This window comes from Paenibacillus qinlingensis (assembly GCF_031455095.1).
In the GTDB taxonomy this organism is placed as follows: domain Bacteria; phylum Bacillota; class Bacilli; order Paenibacillales; family NBRC-103111; genus Paenibacillus_E; species Paenibacillus_E qinlingensis_A.
This window is the reverse complement of sequence record NZ_JAVDSB010000021.1, coordinates 49,556-67,762: the sequence shown is the minus strand read 5'-3', so window position 1 is coordinate 67,762 and position 18,207 is coordinate 49,556. Positions and strand designations below refer to the sequence as shown.

Sequence of the window (18,207 nt, the reverse complement as noted above, 5' to 3'; positions counted from 1 at the left end):
TTGCCATGCGACACTGTAGTGTCCAAGTAAGAGGACTTCTTACAAGGGATGAACTGGATCGCTACAATGCCTTGATCGAAGTCGGTCACTTCTTAGAGACTGAGAAACGGTACGATCATGTTGCTGTAGTCCAAAAGGAGATTGATATCCTCATTCTTCCTGCGATTGAGCGTCTGAAAGAGAAAAGTCGTCAGCGTGACCGCGACACGGAAGCTTATCTGGCGCGTAAAGCACAGATGGAAGCTGAATTAGAAGCTGCTCTACGTGACGACGACGATGAATAGATGATTGCCAAAAAGCATTGCTCCTCATAGAGCAGTGCTTTTTTTATTAATGTAAAAAAGAGCAAAGGACAGAAGCCCCTTGCTCTTAACTAGTCTTATATTTGAATGAATGAAGCGAATTTCTCAGGAAGCATAACATTGCCGACATAGAAATCACCGAACTCGCCAAAGCGCGCACTAACTTCATCAAAGCGCATTTCGTATACGAGTTTTTTGAAATGAAGCGGATCGTCGGAGAATAGTGTAACGCCCCATTCCCAATCATCTAAACCAACTGAGCCTGTAATGATTTGTTTGACTTTACCTGCATAGGTACGTCCAATCATCCCATGGCTGCGCATCATGGACTTACGATCTTCCGCAGGAACCATGTACCAGTTGTCATTGCCTTCACGTCGTTTGTTCATCGGGTAGAAGCAGATGTGTTTGGATTTCGGAAGAATTGGCTTCAAGCGTGCTTGAATCTCAGGATCTTGCGCAGGATCAACACCTGGCTTCGCAAGGTATGCGCTCAATTCTACGATGGAAACATAGGAATAAACGGGTATAGTAAAAGCAGCGAAGCTAGACTTGTTAAAAGCTGTTTCCAGCTCATTCAATTCTTCCAGCGTTTCACGCAATTGCATGAAAACAAAATCAGCTTTCTGACCGACGATGCTATAAACGGCAGTACTGCCTAGTTTATCGTTCTCAACTTGTTGCCACTGGGACAAGAAGGATTGCAGCTCGTCCGCTGCAAGCTTACGTTCTTGTGGGGTTGCGGCATGCCATGCATTCCAATCCATTAGACGGAAGTCATGGAGCGCATACCAGCCTTCCAGCGTTTGTACGGCTTCACTCATTGTTTTTCCTCCATTCAAGGGCTAATATCCCCTACATTGTATCCAATTCATGGAGAAAGGGCAAATGGACAAAGGGTGAATATCCCGTATAAATTGTTCAATTTGTGTACACTTTACCTGTACCTTTTCGTCGATTACAATAATAGGAGCGACAGAAGCCAATGTTAGGAAGAGCTTCTTACATATACAAGGGGGAACTATCGTGCTGCAAATGATTATCGCCACTGTCTTAATGATGGTGTTATTCTTTGGGATTGGCTTTATTCTGAATATGCTTATGAAAACAACATGGTTTCCGCTATACGCTTTCATTGCATTGGTGATTGGGATTATCATCTATGGCTATATGGGCTCCTCATCCTTCTTATCCAGTGACGAGAGTTTTACAGTCGTTGATGTGATTCCAGCGATCGGTGGTTTAGTTGGCGCTATTCTGAGCGGATCGGCCATCAAAGCACTGCGTATTCGTGGGTTCAAAATGTTCTAATTCGTCATAATGGAAGGCCAATCAGGTCACGCTAAGAGGAGTTACTTAAACTTCATTGCGGAGGAGACACGACAAGTGCCTTGGGCGAATGTGAATGAAACATCACTGCATTATGAGATGACAGGGCCAGAAATGGGCACGCCAATTGTGTTTATTCCCCCTCCTTTACTAACACTCGAAGCGTTCAAGTATCAGAAAGAGCAACTAAGCGTCTATTTTCGAGTGATTACCTTCGATATTAGAGGGCATGGCGGTAGTGCTCCTTCAAAGATGCCGTTACGTTATGAACTTATTTCGCAAGACATCGTTGGGCTTCTTGATTTCTTAGGAATCGAGCAAGCCTTTCTGTGCGGATATTCAACCGGAGGAACGGTTGCGCTTGCGGCTCTGCTCGCATACTCATCTCGATTTGTAGGGGGAATTATTGTAAGTGGCATGTCTGAATTGACAGACACCTACAATAGAATTAGAGTGTGGCTTGCGATTCGAATGGCGAATCCTAGCCGAGTTATGAATCTTTTGACGAATGCAATTACGTATGGCAATGCCGATAAACAGACAACCTATCAGGAGCTTAACGAACATGCGTTGCACGATGCGGCAGCCAATGTGAAATCATATTTCGAACAATCGTTTCACTACAGCTGCACGACTCGGCTTCACAGCATTCACCAACCAGTCTTATTGATCTATGGTCAAAAGGATAGAGGGTTCCACCCTTATGCGCATATTCTTCATGAGGGTCTGCCGAATAGTTCTCTTTTTTTCATCAAAGGTGCGAAGCATCCAGTCCCGATTCAAAGCGCTGGACGTATGAACGATATCATTCATCTGTGGATAGAGAGCTTAGACAAGAAGGAGCAGAAAGAGCGCTGGAAGCTGGATCTAGCTATTGCGCAGAAGCTTCATCCACAGATGTATGGGACCGAAGAGGACGCTGAGAACGGGTTTGAAAATTATCATTAAGAATGCCAAGCGAGGATTCCATTGCTAGTGAGTTATTGCGATGGAATCTTTTTCTTGCCCAAAAGGTAAAATTATCTTTTCTCTTGTAGATACCAAGATTGTCGATTTTTGTGGTAGACTAATAGAGAGAGACTGAGGCATGGGGTAGCAGTAATTTGAGCTATTGCTCAGTCGAGCAGAGGCAGGATGGTGCTGTAACGGGATGAGAATGACGAATATGCTGCATTTCACCGAGAATCACAGGTTTTGTGTGAACCGTGAGTTTTCTTTGAGCAGTTTGGACTATAAAATGTTAGCGATGATGTATCAACCGATGATAGGCGGTTTGGCGATTAGTCTCTATCAAGCACTCTATCAGCAGATGAGTGCGGAGAAAGTCGGTTACTCACCGATGGAGCAGCAACGGAAGTTGTTTCTGCTGCTTGATCTAGAGCATGGCGAACGGGGACGCAAGTACTTAATAGAACAATCTTCCAAACTAGAAGCGATTGGTCTTCTGCAGACGACACGGAAATTCATTCCGGAAGAAGAGGATTACGTTTTCGTCTATACGTTGTTCGCGCCGCTCGGGCCGAATGAGTTTTTCCGCAATCAGCATTTAACCCTGTTGCTGCGCGACAAGGTGGGCAAATTCATGCTGTTGTCGCTGCGAGAAGATCTTCTATCTCCCGAACCTGAGGAGTGTAGAGAGGCTACGGAAGAGAACTTGTCAGTACCTTTTTATGAGCTATTTCGCTTGAACACGCAAGTCGTGGATTATGAGCTGGAGCAAGCACTCTATGAGGCCTCTGCAAGCAAGCAAGGGGACGCACGGATGGACGTGACGACCAAAGGCTTCAAGTATGCGGATATCATCATGAGGTTCCCTCGTGGCGCGAGTAACCGCGTGTTCGTTGAAGCGCTGAAGCACAAGCCAGAGCACATGATAGCTATTAATATTGTGGCGAAGAAGTATAATCTATCTCTTCAAGAAACGTGTCGCTTGCTGGACGAAGATGGCGTGTTCACCGAAGAAGGTGAACTTGTTATGGATCTTATGCAGTATAATGCGAATCTGTTTTATAGACAGAGTAAGAAGCGGGATGAGGAGCGGGAGCGGACGACAACGAAATCCGAGGACGACACACAGGTTTCGGAAGAGCAGTCCGTTGAGATGGCTTTTTATCTAGAGGTTCCTCAGCAGCTGCGCGGCGAATGTACAGATCATCAATACAACTACATCATGCGAAATGAGCCATACACGGCTGTGTTGAAAATGTTTTTCACACAGGGTTCGATACCTGATGGCGTACTTAATATTTTCGAGAAAATCGATTTGAACTATAAATTAAAAGAGGAAGTCATCAATGTCTTGATTCACTTCCTGCACATTGATCGTCGCTCTTGGGCCAAATCCTCGATTGAGGCTGTTGCCTCTGATATGCTCGGCAAACAAATTATTTCCTATGAGCAAGCCGTTGAGTATGTCCGTGAGAAAATCAATTATAAACAGAAGGCTGCTTCCAAAGTGGAATCTGCCAAAGCTGGTGGGGGCTCTGCTACCCGTGGTCGTCAGGGTAAGACCCAGAAGCCTCATATTCCTATTGTGATGCCGGATACGGGGACTACGTCGTCTACTAGGCTGTCTGCAGAGGAGTTGGAGGCTGCTAGACGGATGGCACAGAAGCTGGATGAACGATTTAACCGTAAAAGCTAATGAGAGCCGAGCCGTGGATCTGAGGATTAGTCCGATGGAACTGTTAGGAGGTGCCGAACATGATGGAATCCTTATCGCAATTACTCAAGTCCTTACCTGATACGGAGTGGAAAAGAAAAGCAGAAGAGAAAATTCAAGGGGTTATGGCTGACCCTTTGATTGCTAAGTTTCGTCAGAAGTATCCCTTTGTGGACGATTATGCGATTAAAATAAATATGAACAAGTTGTATCAGCATGTTACTGAATTCAAAACGTGCTCAAATTGCCCTGGTCTGGAGAACTGTCCCAATGATATGACAGGCCATTATACAATCCTGACAGCCGAATCGGTGGAGGGGCAGACGCCTTTTATTCATGAGGAGAAGGTAGCTTGTAAGAAGTTTATTGCCAAAGGACAGCAAGATGCGATTAGCTCTCGGATCCGCACGTTTCACGTAGACCCGCGAATGATTTCGCGAAGTTTCTCTTTCGGTGATATTTTGGAAACGGATTTGGATCGAGCCAAAGCGGTTATGCAAATCAATGACTATGTAAGCTTGACCATTGAAGAGGGGCTTCAAACGCGTGGGCTCTATTTATCCGGCTCATTTGGTACTGGGAAAACGTTCTTGATGGGCTACATGCTGCATCAGCTAGCCAAAGTCGGCATGACGGGAGCCATCGTCTACATGCCTGACTTCGCTGAGGACCTGAAGGGAATGTTCCAGGAGCCTTACAAGCTGAAGGAAACGATCGATCTACTGAAGGAAACAGATTTGCTCGTATTTGATGACATTGGGGCAGAGAATCTGAACCCTTGGCTAAGAGATCATGTAATCGGCGCTATTGTGAATCATCGGATGAATCGGAAACCAACCTTTTTCACTTCAAATTATGCGTTGTCGGGGTTAGAGAAGCATTTTAGCTTCACGAACAAAGATGGCGATGAAGAGTATAAAGGGCAACGGATTATGGACCGGATACGCCCTTTCGTCGATGTGGTGGAAGTGACTGGAACGAATAAACGCGGGAAATCATAAGAAAAAAGAGGCTGTTTCAAAAGTCGATTAGACTTTTTGAAACTAGCCTCTTTTGTTAATTACCTTTGAATAATGAACCTGCTTCGGCTTCTTTCCGCAATCTAACTGGATTTTATCCATCTAATTGTAGTGAATTTTACGAATTCGAAAGGTTAACTGTATTTTCTGTAGTTAAATCCCTTCGATTTGCTCGATTATTCAAATTCCAACGAAATTAAATGTATTTTTTCCATCTAATCAAGAAAATAAGATAAATTCGGGCATATTAGCTGTAGGTTTAACCATCTAAACCCGAAGTAGCAGACGCATTTTTATTTTTTCAACTTCTCAAGCTCAGCCGTAATTTTCTCAATCATTTGGACAAACGAGGTAAGTTCCTGAGCGCTGGCAGCTTGTGTTCGTGCATAGTGCGTCGTTTCCTCGGAGCCTTTTCGAACCAACTCCAGCTTCTGTGTGATCAGCTTGAGTTTCGCTTGAATTTGATCAAGGGCTTGTCTGGAATTAGCAGCCAACTTGCGCACTTCGTTGGCAACGACCTCAAAACCTCGGCCAAATTCGCCGGAATGGGCAGCCTCAATGGCGGCATTCAATCCGAGAAGATGAGTTTGCTCGGAAATTTCCTTCATGACAGAGCCCATCTTGGCAATGTCTTTAATTTCGTCATTCAGCTCATCGATGCGCGTATTGGAAAGATCTTGAGATTCAGCGGTTTGAATTGCCGTATCTGCAACGGTTTGACTGCTGCTGCCTAGCTCAACCATCATGGAAGCGAGCTCTTGAACTGCGCTGGAGATTGTTGTCAGCATATGACGCTGTTCATCAGCGAGTGTTTGTATTTTTTGCTTCTCGTCATGCTCATAAGCTTCAAGGACAAGCTGGGAATCTAAATTAAACATTTTGCTTAATGCATAAATCACTTGGGCCCAATCATCTGGTAAAATGCGTTTGAAATGCGCAGTAGCTAAGTCTGCATATTTGAGATAAGTGCCTAGATACCACGAAGTTGTGAGACCGATGCGGGAATGAACATTACCGATATAAAGACGTTTGGATATAAATTCGTCATCAATCACGCCAGAAGTCATGGACATGAAATACCAACGTTGCGTTTCTTTGAGGCGTTCTAATGTACTGTGTTTCTCAATCAATTCTCTAAGCTCTGGCCAATTAATAATATCGGCGTACAGTTCATCAACAAGGAGATTGACGATGAGCTGGAAGGCTTCTGCTTTGCTTTTTAAAAGCTGTAAATCTTCATTCTTTAGGCCGATATATGTAATGAGTTTCTGGCGTTCTGGTTGAACTTTAATCATGAATAGATGATTCCCCTTTAGACGATGATACGTACAAAATTGCAGGAAAAAAGCCACTTCACAGTAAGTGTGCAAAGCGGCTTTTCATTAAAAACTCTTACCTATTCTTATTTCATCACTTGGATGACAGTGGCAATGACTGCAATGACGAACAATGCGCCAAAGAATACGCCAAAGCCAATGCCTACGTCCATGAAATCATTACGTGGTTCTTCGTACACGTGATGCTCAGGGTGTTGATTGCTCATGTGGTTACCCCCTAACGTCCGACTTTCTTATTTGTAAGCCTAGTATACCCAAATTCGTCGAAAGTTGTAAAGCTAATCAAAGTGACAATTGTGCAAACAATTGCAATAACGAGAAGAATGGGCAAAATACTTCTTGACTCTGACATTAGTGTTATGGTTTACAATAAAGACATTCCTCCAACATGTAGGAACAGGAAAGAAGTGAGGCTATGCGGATTAGTGAGCTTTCCAAGCTTACCGGAGCAAGTATTCGGTCCTTGCGCTACTACGAAGCCAAAGGGTTGATAGCAACACAGCGTGAAGAGAATGGGTATCGGGTCTACAATCAGATGGTTGTCGAGCGGGTAAAGACGATTCAATTTTATTTGAGCCTCGGCTTTACGACCGAACAGATTGAGAGCTTTCTGAACTGTGTGATGAAGAATCAAGAGTCACTCTGTGATGATTTGCTGCCTCTGTACACCGAGAAACTGCAAGAAATCGAGAAACAAATGGAGATGCTGCAGCTCCTCCAGGCGAATCTCAAGGATCGTATTTCCTATATTGAGGAACAGCGACGCCAAGGGCTGCCTGTTGAATTACCCTCGATATAGACCAAAGGATACCGGGTTTGCTAACTTATGGCTTGGTTGAAAAGGCCTATGAGTGTGGTATACTTTGTATGTTGACGTGATGCGAAGCAAGTTAAGTGACTAACTTAATCTTACTTTTCACCTTATAAATCAAATTCATTCTTAGAAGGAGGAACTATCATGGCAATCGTGAATGTTTCTGACAACAGTTTTAAAGCAGAAGTTGAAGGAGAAGGTACAGTACTTGTAGACTTCTGGGCACCTTGGTGCGGACCTTGTAAAATGATCGCTCCTGTATTGGAAGAGCTAGATAAAGAAGTTGAATCTTTGAAAATCGCAAAAGTAAACGTGGATGACAACCCGGAATCCGCAGCTCGCTTTGGCGTTATGAGTATCCCTACGTTGATCGTTTTCAAAGACGGACAACCGGTTGACAAAGTGGTTGGCTTCCAATCCAAAGACGCGTTGAAAAACGTTGTTTCCCGTCACCAATAAGAAGTAACCGTTACAAACTAGAAACAATTGTTCGTGAGAAAAAGCTCTTTTTCTGCTATGCTGAGAAAGAGCTTTTTTTTTCATTCGCGAAGATTTTTTCTGGAAGGAGATTTAGAGGATGACTGACTTCGAGCAAGAGGACGTTGACGTCCGCGAACAGAGTCTGGAAACGATCCGGCACAAGCTATCTTTATTACCTGATAAGCCAGGCTGCTATATTATGAAGAACCATCAAGGCACGATTATTTATGTAGGTAAAGCTAAAGTATTGAAAAATCGTGTGCGCTCCTATTTTACGGGGAGTCACAGTGCCAAGACGCAAAAGCTAGTCAGCGAAATTCGCGACTTTGAATATATTATCACCTCCTCTAACATGGAGGCACTCATTCTTGAGTGTAATTTGATTAAGCAACATCATCCTCGTTATAACGTACTTCTTAAAGATGATAAGACGTTTCCTTATATCAAAATTACCCATGAAGAGCAGCCGCGTCTGGAAGTCACGCGGCGAGTGTATAAGGATAAGGGGAAGTATTTCGGCCCTTATCCCAATGCTTTCGCGGCCCAGCAGACGAAGAAGCTGCTGGATCGGTTGTATCCGCTGCGCAAGTGCAAGACCATGCCCGATAAAGTATGCCTATACTATCATATGGGTCAATGTCTTGCGCCTTGCGCTTTAGAAGTATCCGCGGAAACGAATGAGCGGATGGTGCAAGAGATCAGTCGTTTCCTGAACGGGGGACACGACATCATTAAAGAAGAGCTGACGACCAAGATGTTGGCGGCAGCGGAGGAACTGAACTTCGAACGCGCGAAGGAGCTGCGGGATCACATCATGAGCATCGATGCGCTCATGGAGAAGCAGAAGATCACGACGGCAGACGCGCTGGATCGCGATGTATTCGGCTATGCCGTCGACAAAGGCTGGATGGCGGTGCATATCCAGTACATGCGCCAGGGCAAGCTCATTGAGCGGCATGTATCGCTCTTCCCTTACTACGGCGATGAATACAACGATTTCATGACGTATGTATCGCAGATGTACGCCGATAACCCGGCGTTGCCGAAGGAGATTTTCCTGCCGACGATGCCGGAGCCGGAAGCGCAGCAAGAGGCATTGGCCGAAGGAGTCCGGCGCACGGAGGGCGAGGAGAAGGAGATTCGCGAAGCGCTGGAATCGTGGCTCAAGGTGAAAGTGCATATGCCGCAGCGTGGGCTGAAGAAGCAAATGGTCGATATGGCTAGAGACAATGCGATGAATGCGCTGAATGAGAAATTCCAACTCGTTGAGCGGGATGAGCGTCGTACGACGAAGGCGGTCGAGAACCTCGGCGAATGGCTCGGTATTGGCACAATTCGCCGCATCGAGGCGTTCGATAACTCGAACATCCAAGGGACGAATCCTGTATCGGCTATGGTTGTTTTCGTTGATGGTAAGCCAGATCGCAAGGAATACCGGAAATATAAAGTAAAGACGGTCGTAGGACCGGATGATTATGAAACGATGCGGGAAGTCGTTAGACGACGCTATGAGCGTGTGCTGAAGGACAATCTCACGATGCCAGACTTAATCGTTGTCGATGGGGGGAAAGGGCAAATCTCCGCCGCAATTGACGTTCTCGAGAATGAATTGGGCTTATATATCCCGATTTGCGGACTTGTGAAGGATGCCAAGCATAAGACAGCTCAACTGATGATCGGTGATCCTGCCGAAATTGTTCCGCTGCCGCGGGATAGCCAGGAGTTTTATCTGTTGCAGCGCATTCAAGATGAAGTCCATCGCTTCGCGATCACGTTTCATCGGGAAACGCGGGCCAAATCGATGGTCGTCTCACAACTCGATGCCATTCCGGGCATCGGTGAGAAACGCCGCAAGGCGCTGCTCAAGCATTTTGGCTCCGTGCGCAAAATAAAAGAGGCTGAAGTCACGGACTTCAAGCCTCTGGGTATTGGCGAGAAACTAGCGAATGAAATTATCAAAGCACTTCAAGGCGAGGCGGCGGCTCCCCAGGAATAGGGGGCTTTCGCCTTTTTCCATGCAACCAGGCCAAGCCTACCCCAACAATTCCGGGAAGTATCAGGTACAGAAGGCCAGCAAGTACATCGCCAACGTTACCTAACGAGAAGAGGGACAAGCCCATCAGAATGCTATCCATGCAAGCATGGGCAAATATAGCGGTAATGAACCCATATTTCAAAAAGACATAACCGAGAATGATACCGATGATCGTGACCTCGATGAGTCGCGTGTATACCGGATAGATTGGATACTGCGTATGACTAGCTGCCCAGATTACACTAGGAAGCAGGATGGCTATGAAGTTGTTGCGAAATAACTTCTTGAAAAGTATGATGCCTAGAAACCGGAAAGTGGCCTCCTCCGAAATAGCCGCAACCCACGCCATTAACGGGAATAATCGAGGCTCGAGCATATTGAGTACGGAATCCGTCGGGTCATTGACGGACCATACATCGAATTTCATTTCGCCTGCATAAAATAAGACTTGCTGAACTCCCAGGACGAAGATAGCTAACAGATAGCCGCGTCCCATTCCGTCATATACCTCTTGGCCAAATCTATTCTCTTTCCAGCTAGGCCATTTATTCTGACCAATGGAGTTCCAAAGGCCAATACCTGCGACCAGTGAAAGATAGAGCGAAATCCCTAAAAGGAGTGTGATGGCACTCATAAATAGGATTGTAAACCGGACAGCAAAATCACTGTTCATATCCCCGCTCATCACTCGAAAAGCCGGATACATATTCACATTATTCATGATATAAATGACTAAGAAGATGGTTGTTAGGAGCAAACCTCTGCTGAATCGGATATGTTTTCTATAGATAATGGCAAAAACGATAGCAGCAAGTGTCATTAACAAGCTGAACCCCATGGATACCCACGTCATGCGTGAAGCGGAATCGTCTTGCTTAGTAAGCCAATCTAGGTGAGAAGCAGGAAGTTGGAAGTTAACTTGAAAGCCGGTGAGATTCGTCTGATCGAAATCCACGCGAACCTGAAGCTTAGCCTCGCCAATTGGATTCGTGCGTTTTTCGAAGAGAAGTGTTGTTTGTTCCTCTGTCGAATTATTTCTAGTTTCGTCTATTCGGCTGAAATCCTCTGGATCAAAGCCCATTTGACGAAGCTCTACCTTCGCTAGCGTATCTGCTTTCGTCTTACTAATCAGTGAGGATTGTCTTGTCGGATTGATTTCTAGATTTTCATGCCAGCCGATGATGGATGAATTTGTATAATTCACATCCACTTCAAACTGCCGTTTCGTTGTAGGATCCTTTACACTAACTTGATAATAGTCAATAGGGAACCGTTCGCCGTATTGTTTCGTATAAGATTCTAGTAATTTTTCTTTTTGAAAATAGCCGTTTCGTTCTTTCTTAGATTGATAGACAACGTAAGTTTGTGGATTATGCAGCTCATATCGCTGGCGAATGAAGGACGCCGCACTTTCTGCTGCTTGTTGTTTGGAGATTGTGGGCATATCCGCTGGGGATGCTTCTTCCTCGTGTAGTCCGTACAACATCGAAACACCGAAATAAAGGAGCAGTCCAATACAACACAAGAAGAGCAGAGAACGATTAAATTTCAGCCTGCGCATAGTCAATTCCCTTCTGAACTCAGGATTCTCGATCATTTCTCAACGTTAACACAGTTTAATATGAATGCCAATTTGGCTGGCAAACATTCGGAAACAATTATATAATACCTATCAATTGCTAATTATCGGAATTTCTACATTTTGAGCGGGGAACTCTATTGTATAGGCAAAGCGGATTTTGATTATTTTTACAAATGCAGGAGGCACGATGAATACAAAACTGAATATATGGCGACTAACACCTCCTCAAATACTGGTTTTAGGTTTCGCTGTGATTATTCTTATTGGAGCGGGGCTATTGACGCTGCCTTTTGCCTCGGCGACAGGTCAGTCCTTGTCCTTTATTGATGCACTATTTACTTCCGTATCTGCGACCACGGTGACAGGGTTGATTGTCGTAGACACGGGGAGCACATTTACAACGTTTGGACACATCGTCATTATTTCTTTGATTCAAGTAGGCGGGCTTGGTTTTATGACAATGGCCACACTAGTCGCTTTCGTTTTTCGGAAACGAATCACTTTGAAGGAACGACTTGTCCTGCAGGAAGCCTTAAATCAAGGCAGCATGGAGGGGATCGTACGGCTCATTCGCAAAGTTATCATTTATTCGTTAACCATTGAAGCGATTGCCGCAGTCATTTTTACCATTCGATTTTCGTTTGATTTTGGCTTTGCCAAAGGGCTCTATTTCGGGATCTGGCATGCGGTATCCATGTTCAATAATGCTGGCTTTGATTTGTTCGGTACGGTTGACTCTCCTTTCGTTTCTCTTACCGGATATGTGGGTGACATCGTAGTTAACTTTGTCGCTATCATGTTGATCATCCTTGGTGGAATTGGGTTCATCGTTATTTCCGATATGATGGATCTCCGCAAAAAGAAGAAGCTATCCTTGAACTCCAAAGTTGTTCTCAGCATGAGTGGATTACTATTGGTTGTTGGTGCACTTGGTATTTTTATATTCGAGTTTACAAATATCAGAACCTTAGGTTCCTTAGAATTTGGTTCCAAAATGCTCTCATCCTTCTTCCAATCTGCAGCTACAAGGTCAGCCGGTCCGAATACGGTCGATATTAGTGCGTTACGCCAAGCATCTCAATTCCTTATGATTATTCTTATGTTTATTGGTGCTTCTCCAGGATCGACGGGCGGAGGCATCAAGGTAACTACTTTTATGATTCTGATCAGTGCCATTATTACCATGATTCGTGGAAAAGAAGATATCGTTGTTTTCCGGTACCGCTTAGCGAAAGATCGCATTCTTAAAGCCATTACGTTAACCATGATGTCCTTATTCTTAGTTATTATCGTCACCATGATTTTATCTACAACGCAGGATTCGTCCTTTATCAAAATCTTGTTCGAGGTCACATCAGCATTCGGAACAGTGGGCCTGACCATGGGATTAACGCCGGAGTTAACGGCATTTGGCAAGGTGCTAATCAGTATAACGATGTTTGCAGGACGTCTAGGAACCGTCACACTAGCTTATGCGCTGCAACCAAAGCAGGAAAAAGAATTATTTAGATACCCTGAGGGGAAAATTACGATTGGATAGGGGTTACAGCAAGATGAAGAAGAAACAATATGTGGTAGTAGGGCTAGGCAGATTTGGGTCAAGCCTTTCTAAAGAATTAATGAAGCTTGGACATGAAGTGTTAGGGATTGACATGGATGAAGAAGTCGTGAACGATATGAGTGATCAGTTGACACATGCGGTTGTCGCGGATGCAACGGATGAAGATGTGCTCAAATCTTTAGGGATTCGTAATTTTGATTGTGCTGTCATCGCCATTGGGGATGATATTCAATCCAGTATTTTGACAGCCATTGTGATGAAAGATTTAGGGGTTAACCAAGTGGTTGCCAAGGCGTTATCCGAGCTTCACGGAAAAGTTCTGACGAAACTAGGCGTCGATCGCGTCGTCTATCCGGAACGTGATATGGGCATTCGTGTAGCCCATCAGCTAGTGACACCGAATTTATTAGATTACATTGAAATTTCGAAAGACTATACAATTGTTGAGTTGAAGGTCCCGAAACGTTTATGCGGCTTTACAATTCAGGAGTTAGATCCACGAGCGAAGTATGGTTGCAGTGTTGTGGCGATTAATAAGCAGACTGGGGTTATCATTGCACCGCAAGCGGGTGACAAGGTGAATGAGAACGACATCATGGTACTCATTGGAACGAACAACCAGATTAATGATTTTGAAAGTCAAGTTATCGGCTGATCACACATTCCATGTCCTGCAGCGAGTGAAATTTTGATGAAGGTGGACAACGCATGTATAAGGTACTCATGATCGAAGATGATGCGATGATCGGTGATATGGTCACGATGTATTTGAAGGAAGAGGGTTTTCATATCATCCGTAAGGAGAATGGCATGAGTGGCATCGCGGCAATCCCGCAATTTCAACCAGATCTAATTCTGTTGGATTGGGTGCTGCCAGACATGGATGGGCTAGCGATATGTCGACAAGTTCGTGAAAACTCAAGTATACCAATCATGATTGTTTCGATGAAAAATAAAATCGTGGAACGTGTGAATGCGCTAGGTGCAGGCGCTGATGATTTCATGTGCAAGCCATTCAGTATGCATGAATTGATTGCCAGGGCTCATGCGCTCATTCGTCGAGCTAAGATGTATCCATCCATGAACCAGCTTCAGGCGACACAGTCGGAACCACGAGATGTGAACGAAGTTGAAGTGCCTAAAACGGCTGCCGTATCGGCGGTTATGGATAAACACGACAAAATAACGCTTAACATAAATACGCGTTCTATGAGTGTGTATGGCGAGATCGTAGAAACGACCTATTCCGAATTTGAGATTATGAAATGCTTCATCAACAACCCTGGGCGCGTGTATAGTCGGGAAGATTTATTGCAGACGGTTCGCGGTTTTGACTCTTTTGTAACGGACAGGGCGATTGATGTACATATTGCGAATCTTCGAAAGAAGATTGAAGATAACCCCAAAGAGCCGAAATGGATTCGGACGGTTTGGGGTGTTGGTTATAAATTCGTACGCATGTAATAGGCGGGGCTAGCGGTTCTTAGCGAAGTATTTGATAGCTTGGGCGACGAACTTCATGGATTCTGCATTGTCAGCAGAGTGATCGGAGTAAATAAGCGAGGTTGTTCGCTTCGTTTGTTCCAGTTCCTGGAGTTCTCTCAAAATTAGTTCATTATTCTGAATTAAATCTTCACGCAAGTAGGATTTGGGTAATAATGTCGCTGTTTTGCAAGTGGAAACAAGTCGGATAATCGCTTCAAAGGAGTCGATCTCCATTTGAACGTTAGGAAAGATCGTGAAACGATTGAAGAGCTCGTCCATCAAAATGCGGTACCAAGTCCCTTTCGAAAAAAGGATCATCGGCAATTCATTTAAGTCCTTCATTGTAATTTCCGGCTGATCGATTAACGGATGTCCGGATGGGAGCACTAAGCAGAGATGATCATCGAACAACGGTTCACAATGCAGACTTGTCGCATTAATCTGAGAGGCAACGATGCCGATATCCACTTTGTTGTCTTTCACTAGGGAGACAATCTCATGGGTTTTGCCAGTTAGCAGCTTAATATCCGTCAGTGGATAATCCTGCAAGTAATCGGTGATCAGATCAGGCAGTGTAGCTTGGAGTGTTGTAAGTGAAGCGCCGATGGTCAGTGATGAAGTACTGCCCGCGGCTTTAAAGCTATGGAGAGCTTGCTTGAACTTTCGTTCAAGAAGACGTTTCTCCAAGGCGTGATCATAGCAGAGTTGCCCCGCTTTGGTTAACTCCAGTCGTTTCCCCTTCCGGATAAAAAGCTCCACGCCAAGCTCATCTTCCAGCTTCATAATTTTCCGTGAAAGTGCAGGTTGTGAAATGTTTAATAATTGTGACGCTTTGTTAAGACTGACTTGTTCGACAACAATGGCGAAAACATCTAACAGCTCCATACGTTTACCTCGCCTCTATATGTGAAATAGTTATAAGTAGATATAAAAAAACGGCACTTCCATTATAAGCATGAAAGAGGTACGATGTACATGTCACAAATTATCTATATTTCGTGAACCTTTGTGTATAATCATTGAATGAATTGGCAAAATAGGCGTGGATGATTATGGGTTGACGCTCGTTTGCGGCGAGAGTACAATGATATGTGGCTTGTTTTTGTCAAAACTTGTCGGATGTTAATTGTGTTTGAATTTTGTTGAGGGGGGAATTGGTTACATTATGAGTAATTCGTATTACTTTCGTAAGATCCACTCGTTACTAGGTGTCATTCCAGTGGGCTTCTTCCTTATTGAGCATTTGCTCACTAACTATGAAGCTACCAAAGGACCTGAAGCCTTCCTGGATCAAATTAACTGGTTGAACGATTTGCCGTTGAGATTGTTATTGGAAATCGTGGGGATTTGGCTTCCACTTCTTTACCATGCCGTTTATGGACTTTATGTAGCCTATCAATCGCGTAATAACGTATCTAGCTACGGGTATTTCCGTAATACGATGTTTATGTTGCAACGTGTAACAGGGGTACTTACTTTCTTGTTCATTGCATGGCATCTATTCGAGACTCGTATTCAGGTTGCCCTAGGCAATGTGGCGCATGAGGCACTTGGGAACACGATGCACGATATTGCAACGAATCCAGTAGTATTCACGCTATACTTGATCGGGATTGTATCCGCAACATTCCATTTCACGAACGGCCTATGGTCATTCCTAGTGAGCTGGGGTATTACGGTTGGACCGCGTGCGCAACGCTTTTCGACTATCATTACAATGGGCTTGTTCGTTCTAATGACGGTGATGTTTATCATGTCATTAACTGCGTTTACAGGTACAGAATTTTCAGTTCCAGTAGAAGCGCATACGGGGAAATAAGGGAGGGTGAACAGAAGTGGCTAATTCAAAAATCATCGTCGTCGGCGGAGGCCTTGCGGGACTCATGGCGACAATTAAAGCAGCAGAGGCTGGAGTTCATGTACAATTGTTCTCCTTGGTTCCTGTGAAACGTTCCCACTCCGTATGTGCGCAAGGCGGCATTAACGGTGCGGTGAATACGAAGGGTGAAGGTGACTCCACGTGGGAGCACTTTGACGATACAGTTTACGGGGGAGATTTCTTAGCGAATCAACCTCCAGTTAAAGCATTATGTGACGCGGCTCCAGGTATCATTCACTTGATGGACCGGATGGGCGTTATGTTTAACCGTACACCAGAAGGTTTGCTTGATTTCCGTCGTTTCGGTGGTACCAAATATCACCGTACAGCATTTGCTGGTGCAACGACAGGTCAACAACTTCTGTATGCTCTCGATGAGCAAGTACGTCGTTGGGAAACAGCAGGTCTCGTAACGAAATTCGAACACTGGGAATTCCTCGGTTCAGTTATTGATGACGAAGGTGTATGCCGTGGTATCGCCGCACAAGATTTGCGCAGCATGGAAATTCAAACGTTCCCATCAGATGCAGTGATCTTGGCAACAGGTGGTCCTGGGATTATTTTCGGGAAAACAACGAACTCCGTTATTAACACAGGTACTGCCGCAAGTGCGGTTTACCAACAAGGTGTGAAATATGCGAACGGTGAAATGATTCAAATTCATCCAACAGCGATTCCTGGAGACGACAAGCTGCGCTTGATGTCCGAATCTGCACGTGGTGAGGGCGGCCGTATTTGGACGTACAAAGATGGTAAGCCTTGGTACTTCCTTGAAGAGAAATACCCAGCGTACGGTAACCTTGTTCCTCGTGATATTGCAACGCGCGAGATCTTCTCCGTATGTATTGATCAGAAGCTAGGGATTAACGGCGAGAACATGGTTTACTTGGATCTTTCTCATAAAGACCCGAAAGAGCTTGATATTAAGCTCGGCGGTATTATGGAAATTTACGAGAAGTTCATGGGCGACGACCCGCGTAAAATTCCAATGAAGATTTTCCCAGCTGTTCATTATTCGATGGGCGGCATGTGGGTTGACTATAACATGATGACGAACGTCCCTGGTCTATTCGCAGCAGGTGAGTGTGAGTATCAGCATCACGGTGCAAACCGTTTGGGCGCGAACTCCCTTGTTTCTGCTATCTATGACGGTATGGTTTCTGGTCCTAAAGCGGTTGAGTACATTCGCGGTTTATCCAAACATGCGGATGATACATCATCGATCATCTATGACCGTGAGAAGAAACGTCATACAGATCGTTATGAAAGTTTGCTCAAAATGAACAACGGTACAGAGAATGCGTACGTGCTTCATAAAGAGCTTGGTGACATGATGAATGCGAACATGACAGTTGTGCGTTACAACGATCGTTTGACAGAAACGATTGGCAAGATCAAAGACTTGAAAGAACGTTACAACAACATCAACATTACAGATACAGCACGTTGGAACAACCAAGGTGTTGCGTTCACACGCCAGCTATGGAACATGTTCGAGCTTGCTGAAGCGATGACGGTTGGCGCCTTGATGCGTGATGAAAGTCGCGGCGCGCACTACAAGCCAGAATTCCCAGAACGTGATGATGATAACTTCATGAAAACGACAATCGCAGACTGGACGCCAGATGGTCCTAAGATTTCGTATGATGAAATTGATGTATCGTTGATTAAACCTCGTAAACGTGACTACTCCACGGAGAAGAAAAAGGAGGGATCCTGATC

18 protein-coding genes are annotated in these 18,207 nt (G+C 44.8%); 13 read left to right on the top strand and 5 right to left on the bottom strand.

The annotated features are described in order from the left end of the window. The first annotated feature begins 5 nt into the window (after nucleotides 1-5). A complete protein-coding gene (locus tag J2736_RS30505) occupies nucleotides 6-284 on the top strand; it encodes a hypothetical protein (protein WP_310502347.1) in 279 nt (92 codons plus the stop codon). Between the two features lie 95 nt (nucleotides 285-379). Here J2736_RS30505 and hemQ read toward each other — a convergent pair whose 3' ends face one another. Next, nucleotides 380-1,126, bottom strand: coding sequence for a hydrogen peroxide-dependent heme synthase (gene hemQ / locus J2736_RS30500; protein WP_310502346.1), 747 nt, complete (start codon nucleotides 1,124-1,126; stop codon nucleotides 380-382). Between the two features lie 202 nt (nucleotides 1,127-1,328). Between hemQ and J2736_RS30495 the strand changes: the two genes are divergently transcribed. The 4 genes from J2736_RS30495 to dnaI all read left to right on the top strand — a co-directional run bounded on the left by J2736_RS30495 (nucleotide 1,329) and on the right by dnaI (nucleotide 5,294). Then, nucleotides 1,329-1,613 carry a YuiB family protein gene (locus tag J2736_RS30495; protein WP_310502345.1) on the top strand — a complete coding sequence of 95 codons (285 nt, stop codon included), beginning with the start codon at nucleotides 1,329-1,331 and terminating at the stop codon, nucleotides 1,611-1,613. 9 nt (nucleotides 1,614-1,622) lie between these two features. Continuing rightward, nucleotides 1,623-2,579 (top strand): alpha/beta fold hydrolase, encoded by a 957-nt coding sequence (locus J2736_RS30490; RefSeq protein ID WP_310502344.1) that lies wholly within the window; start codon nucleotides 1,623-1,625, stop codon nucleotides 2,577-2,579. Nucleotides 2,580-2,781: 202 nt separating this feature from the next. Then, nucleotides 2,782-4,275 (top strand): replication initiation and membrane attachment family protein, encoded by a 1,494-nt coding sequence (locus J2736_RS30485; RefSeq protein ID WP_310502343.1) that lies wholly within the window; start codon nucleotides 2,782-2,784, stop codon nucleotides 4,273-4,275. 62 nt (nucleotides 4,276-4,337) lie between these two features. Then, nucleotides 4,338-5,294, top strand: coding sequence for a primosomal protein DnaI (gene dnaI, locus J2736_RS30480; RefSeq protein WP_310502380.1), 957 nt, complete (start codon nucleotides 4,338-4,340; stop codon nucleotides 5,292-5,294). Nucleotides 5,295-5,605: 311 nt separating this feature from the next. Here the strand turns inward: dnaI and J2736_RS30475 are convergent, their stop codons facing one another. Next, entirely contained in the window at nucleotides 5,606-6,607 is a 1,002-nt protein-coding gene (locus J2736_RS30475) for a globin-coupled sensor protein (protein WP_310502342.1), read from the bottom strand. A 107-nt stretch (nucleotides 6,608-6,714) separates the two neighbouring features. Next, a complete protein-coding gene (locus tag J2736_RS30470; RefSeq protein WP_082595384.1) occupies nucleotides 6,715-6,855 on the bottom strand; it encodes a YqzM family protein in 141 nt (46 codons plus the stop codon). Between the two features lie 209 nt (nucleotides 6,856-7,064). Here J2736_RS30470 and J2736_RS30465 point away from each other — a divergent pair, with 209 nt between their 5' ends. From J2736_RS30465 to uvrC, 3 genes are all read left to right on the top strand, one after another. Continuing rightward, nucleotides 7,065-7,448: a MerR family transcriptional regulator gene (locus J2736_RS30465; protein WP_310502341.1), complete on the top strand. Its 384-nt coding sequence runs from the start codon at nucleotides 7,065-7,067 to the stop codon at nucleotides 7,446-7,448. 159 nt (nucleotides 7,449-7,607) lie between these two features. Next, nucleotides 7,608-7,922 carry a thioredoxin gene (gene trxA / locus J2736_RS30460; protein WP_056613612.1) on the top strand — a complete coding sequence of 105 codons (315 nt, stop codon included), beginning with the start codon at nucleotides 7,608-7,610 and terminating at the stop codon, nucleotides 7,920-7,922. Nucleotides 7,923-8,040: 118 nt separating this feature from the next. Continuing rightward, nucleotides 8,041-9,939, top strand: coding sequence for an excinuclease ABC subunit UvrC (gene uvrC / locus J2736_RS30455; protein ID WP_310502340.1), 1,899 nt, complete (start codon nucleotides 8,041-8,043; stop codon nucleotides 9,937-9,939). Here uvrC and J2736_RS30450 read toward each other — a convergent pair. Then, nucleotides 9,899-11,539, bottom strand: a complete 1,641-nt coding sequence (locus J2736_RS30450) for a CPBP family intramembrane glutamic endopeptidase (protein ID WP_310502339.1) — start codon at nucleotides 11,537-11,539, stop codon at nucleotides 9,899-9,901. The two genes, uvrC and J2736_RS30450, sit on opposite strands and share 41 nt — an antisense overlap. Before the next feature lie 208 nt (nucleotides 11,540-11,747). Between J2736_RS30450 and J2736_RS30445 the strand changes: the two genes are divergently transcribed. From J2736_RS30445 to J2736_RS30435, 3 genes are read left to right on the top strand one after another with little or no spacing between them, the layout of a single operon-like run. Further along, nucleotides 11,748-13,100: a TrkH family potassium uptake protein gene (locus J2736_RS30445; protein ID WP_310502338.1), complete on the top strand. Its 1,353-nt coding sequence runs from the start codon at nucleotides 11,748-11,750 to the stop codon at nucleotides 13,098-13,100. A gap of 13 nt (nucleotides 13,101-13,113) precedes the next feature. Beyond that, entirely contained in the window at nucleotides 13,114-13,776 is a 663-nt protein-coding gene (locus J2736_RS30440; RefSeq protein ID WP_310502337.1) for a potassium channel family protein, read from the top strand. A 53-nt stretch (nucleotides 13,777-13,829) separates the two neighbouring features. Beyond that, entirely contained in the window at nucleotides 13,830-14,585 is a 756-nt protein-coding gene (locus tag J2736_RS30435; RefSeq protein WP_310502336.1) for a response regulator transcription factor, read from the top strand. Between the two features lie 9 nt (nucleotides 14,586-14,594). On the opposite strand, the gene J2736_RS30430 is transcribed toward J2736_RS30435, so the two are convergent. After that, complete coding sequence (locus J2736_RS30430) at nucleotides 14,595-15,491, bottom strand: LysR family transcriptional regulator (RefSeq protein ID WP_310502335.1); 897 nt, start codon at nucleotides 15,489-15,491, stop codon at nucleotides 14,595-14,597. 277 nt (nucleotides 15,492-15,768) lie between these two features. Between J2736_RS30430 and J2736_RS30425 the strand changes: the two genes are divergently transcribed. Together J2736_RS30425 and sdhA are read left to right on the top strand one after the other, a co-directional pair. Beyond that, nucleotides 15,769-16,425, top strand: a complete 657-nt coding sequence (locus tag J2736_RS30425) for a succinate dehydrogenase cytochrome b558 subunit (protein ID WP_310502379.1) — start codon at nucleotides 15,769-15,771, stop codon at nucleotides 16,423-16,425. A 16-nt stretch (nucleotides 16,426-16,441) separates the two neighbouring features. Continuing rightward, entirely contained in the window at nucleotides 16,442-18,205 is a 1,764-nt protein-coding gene (gene sdhA / locus J2736_RS30420; RefSeq protein ID WP_310502334.1) for a succinate dehydrogenase flavoprotein subunit, read from the top strand. Nucleotides 18,206-18,207: the final 2 nt, after the last annotated feature.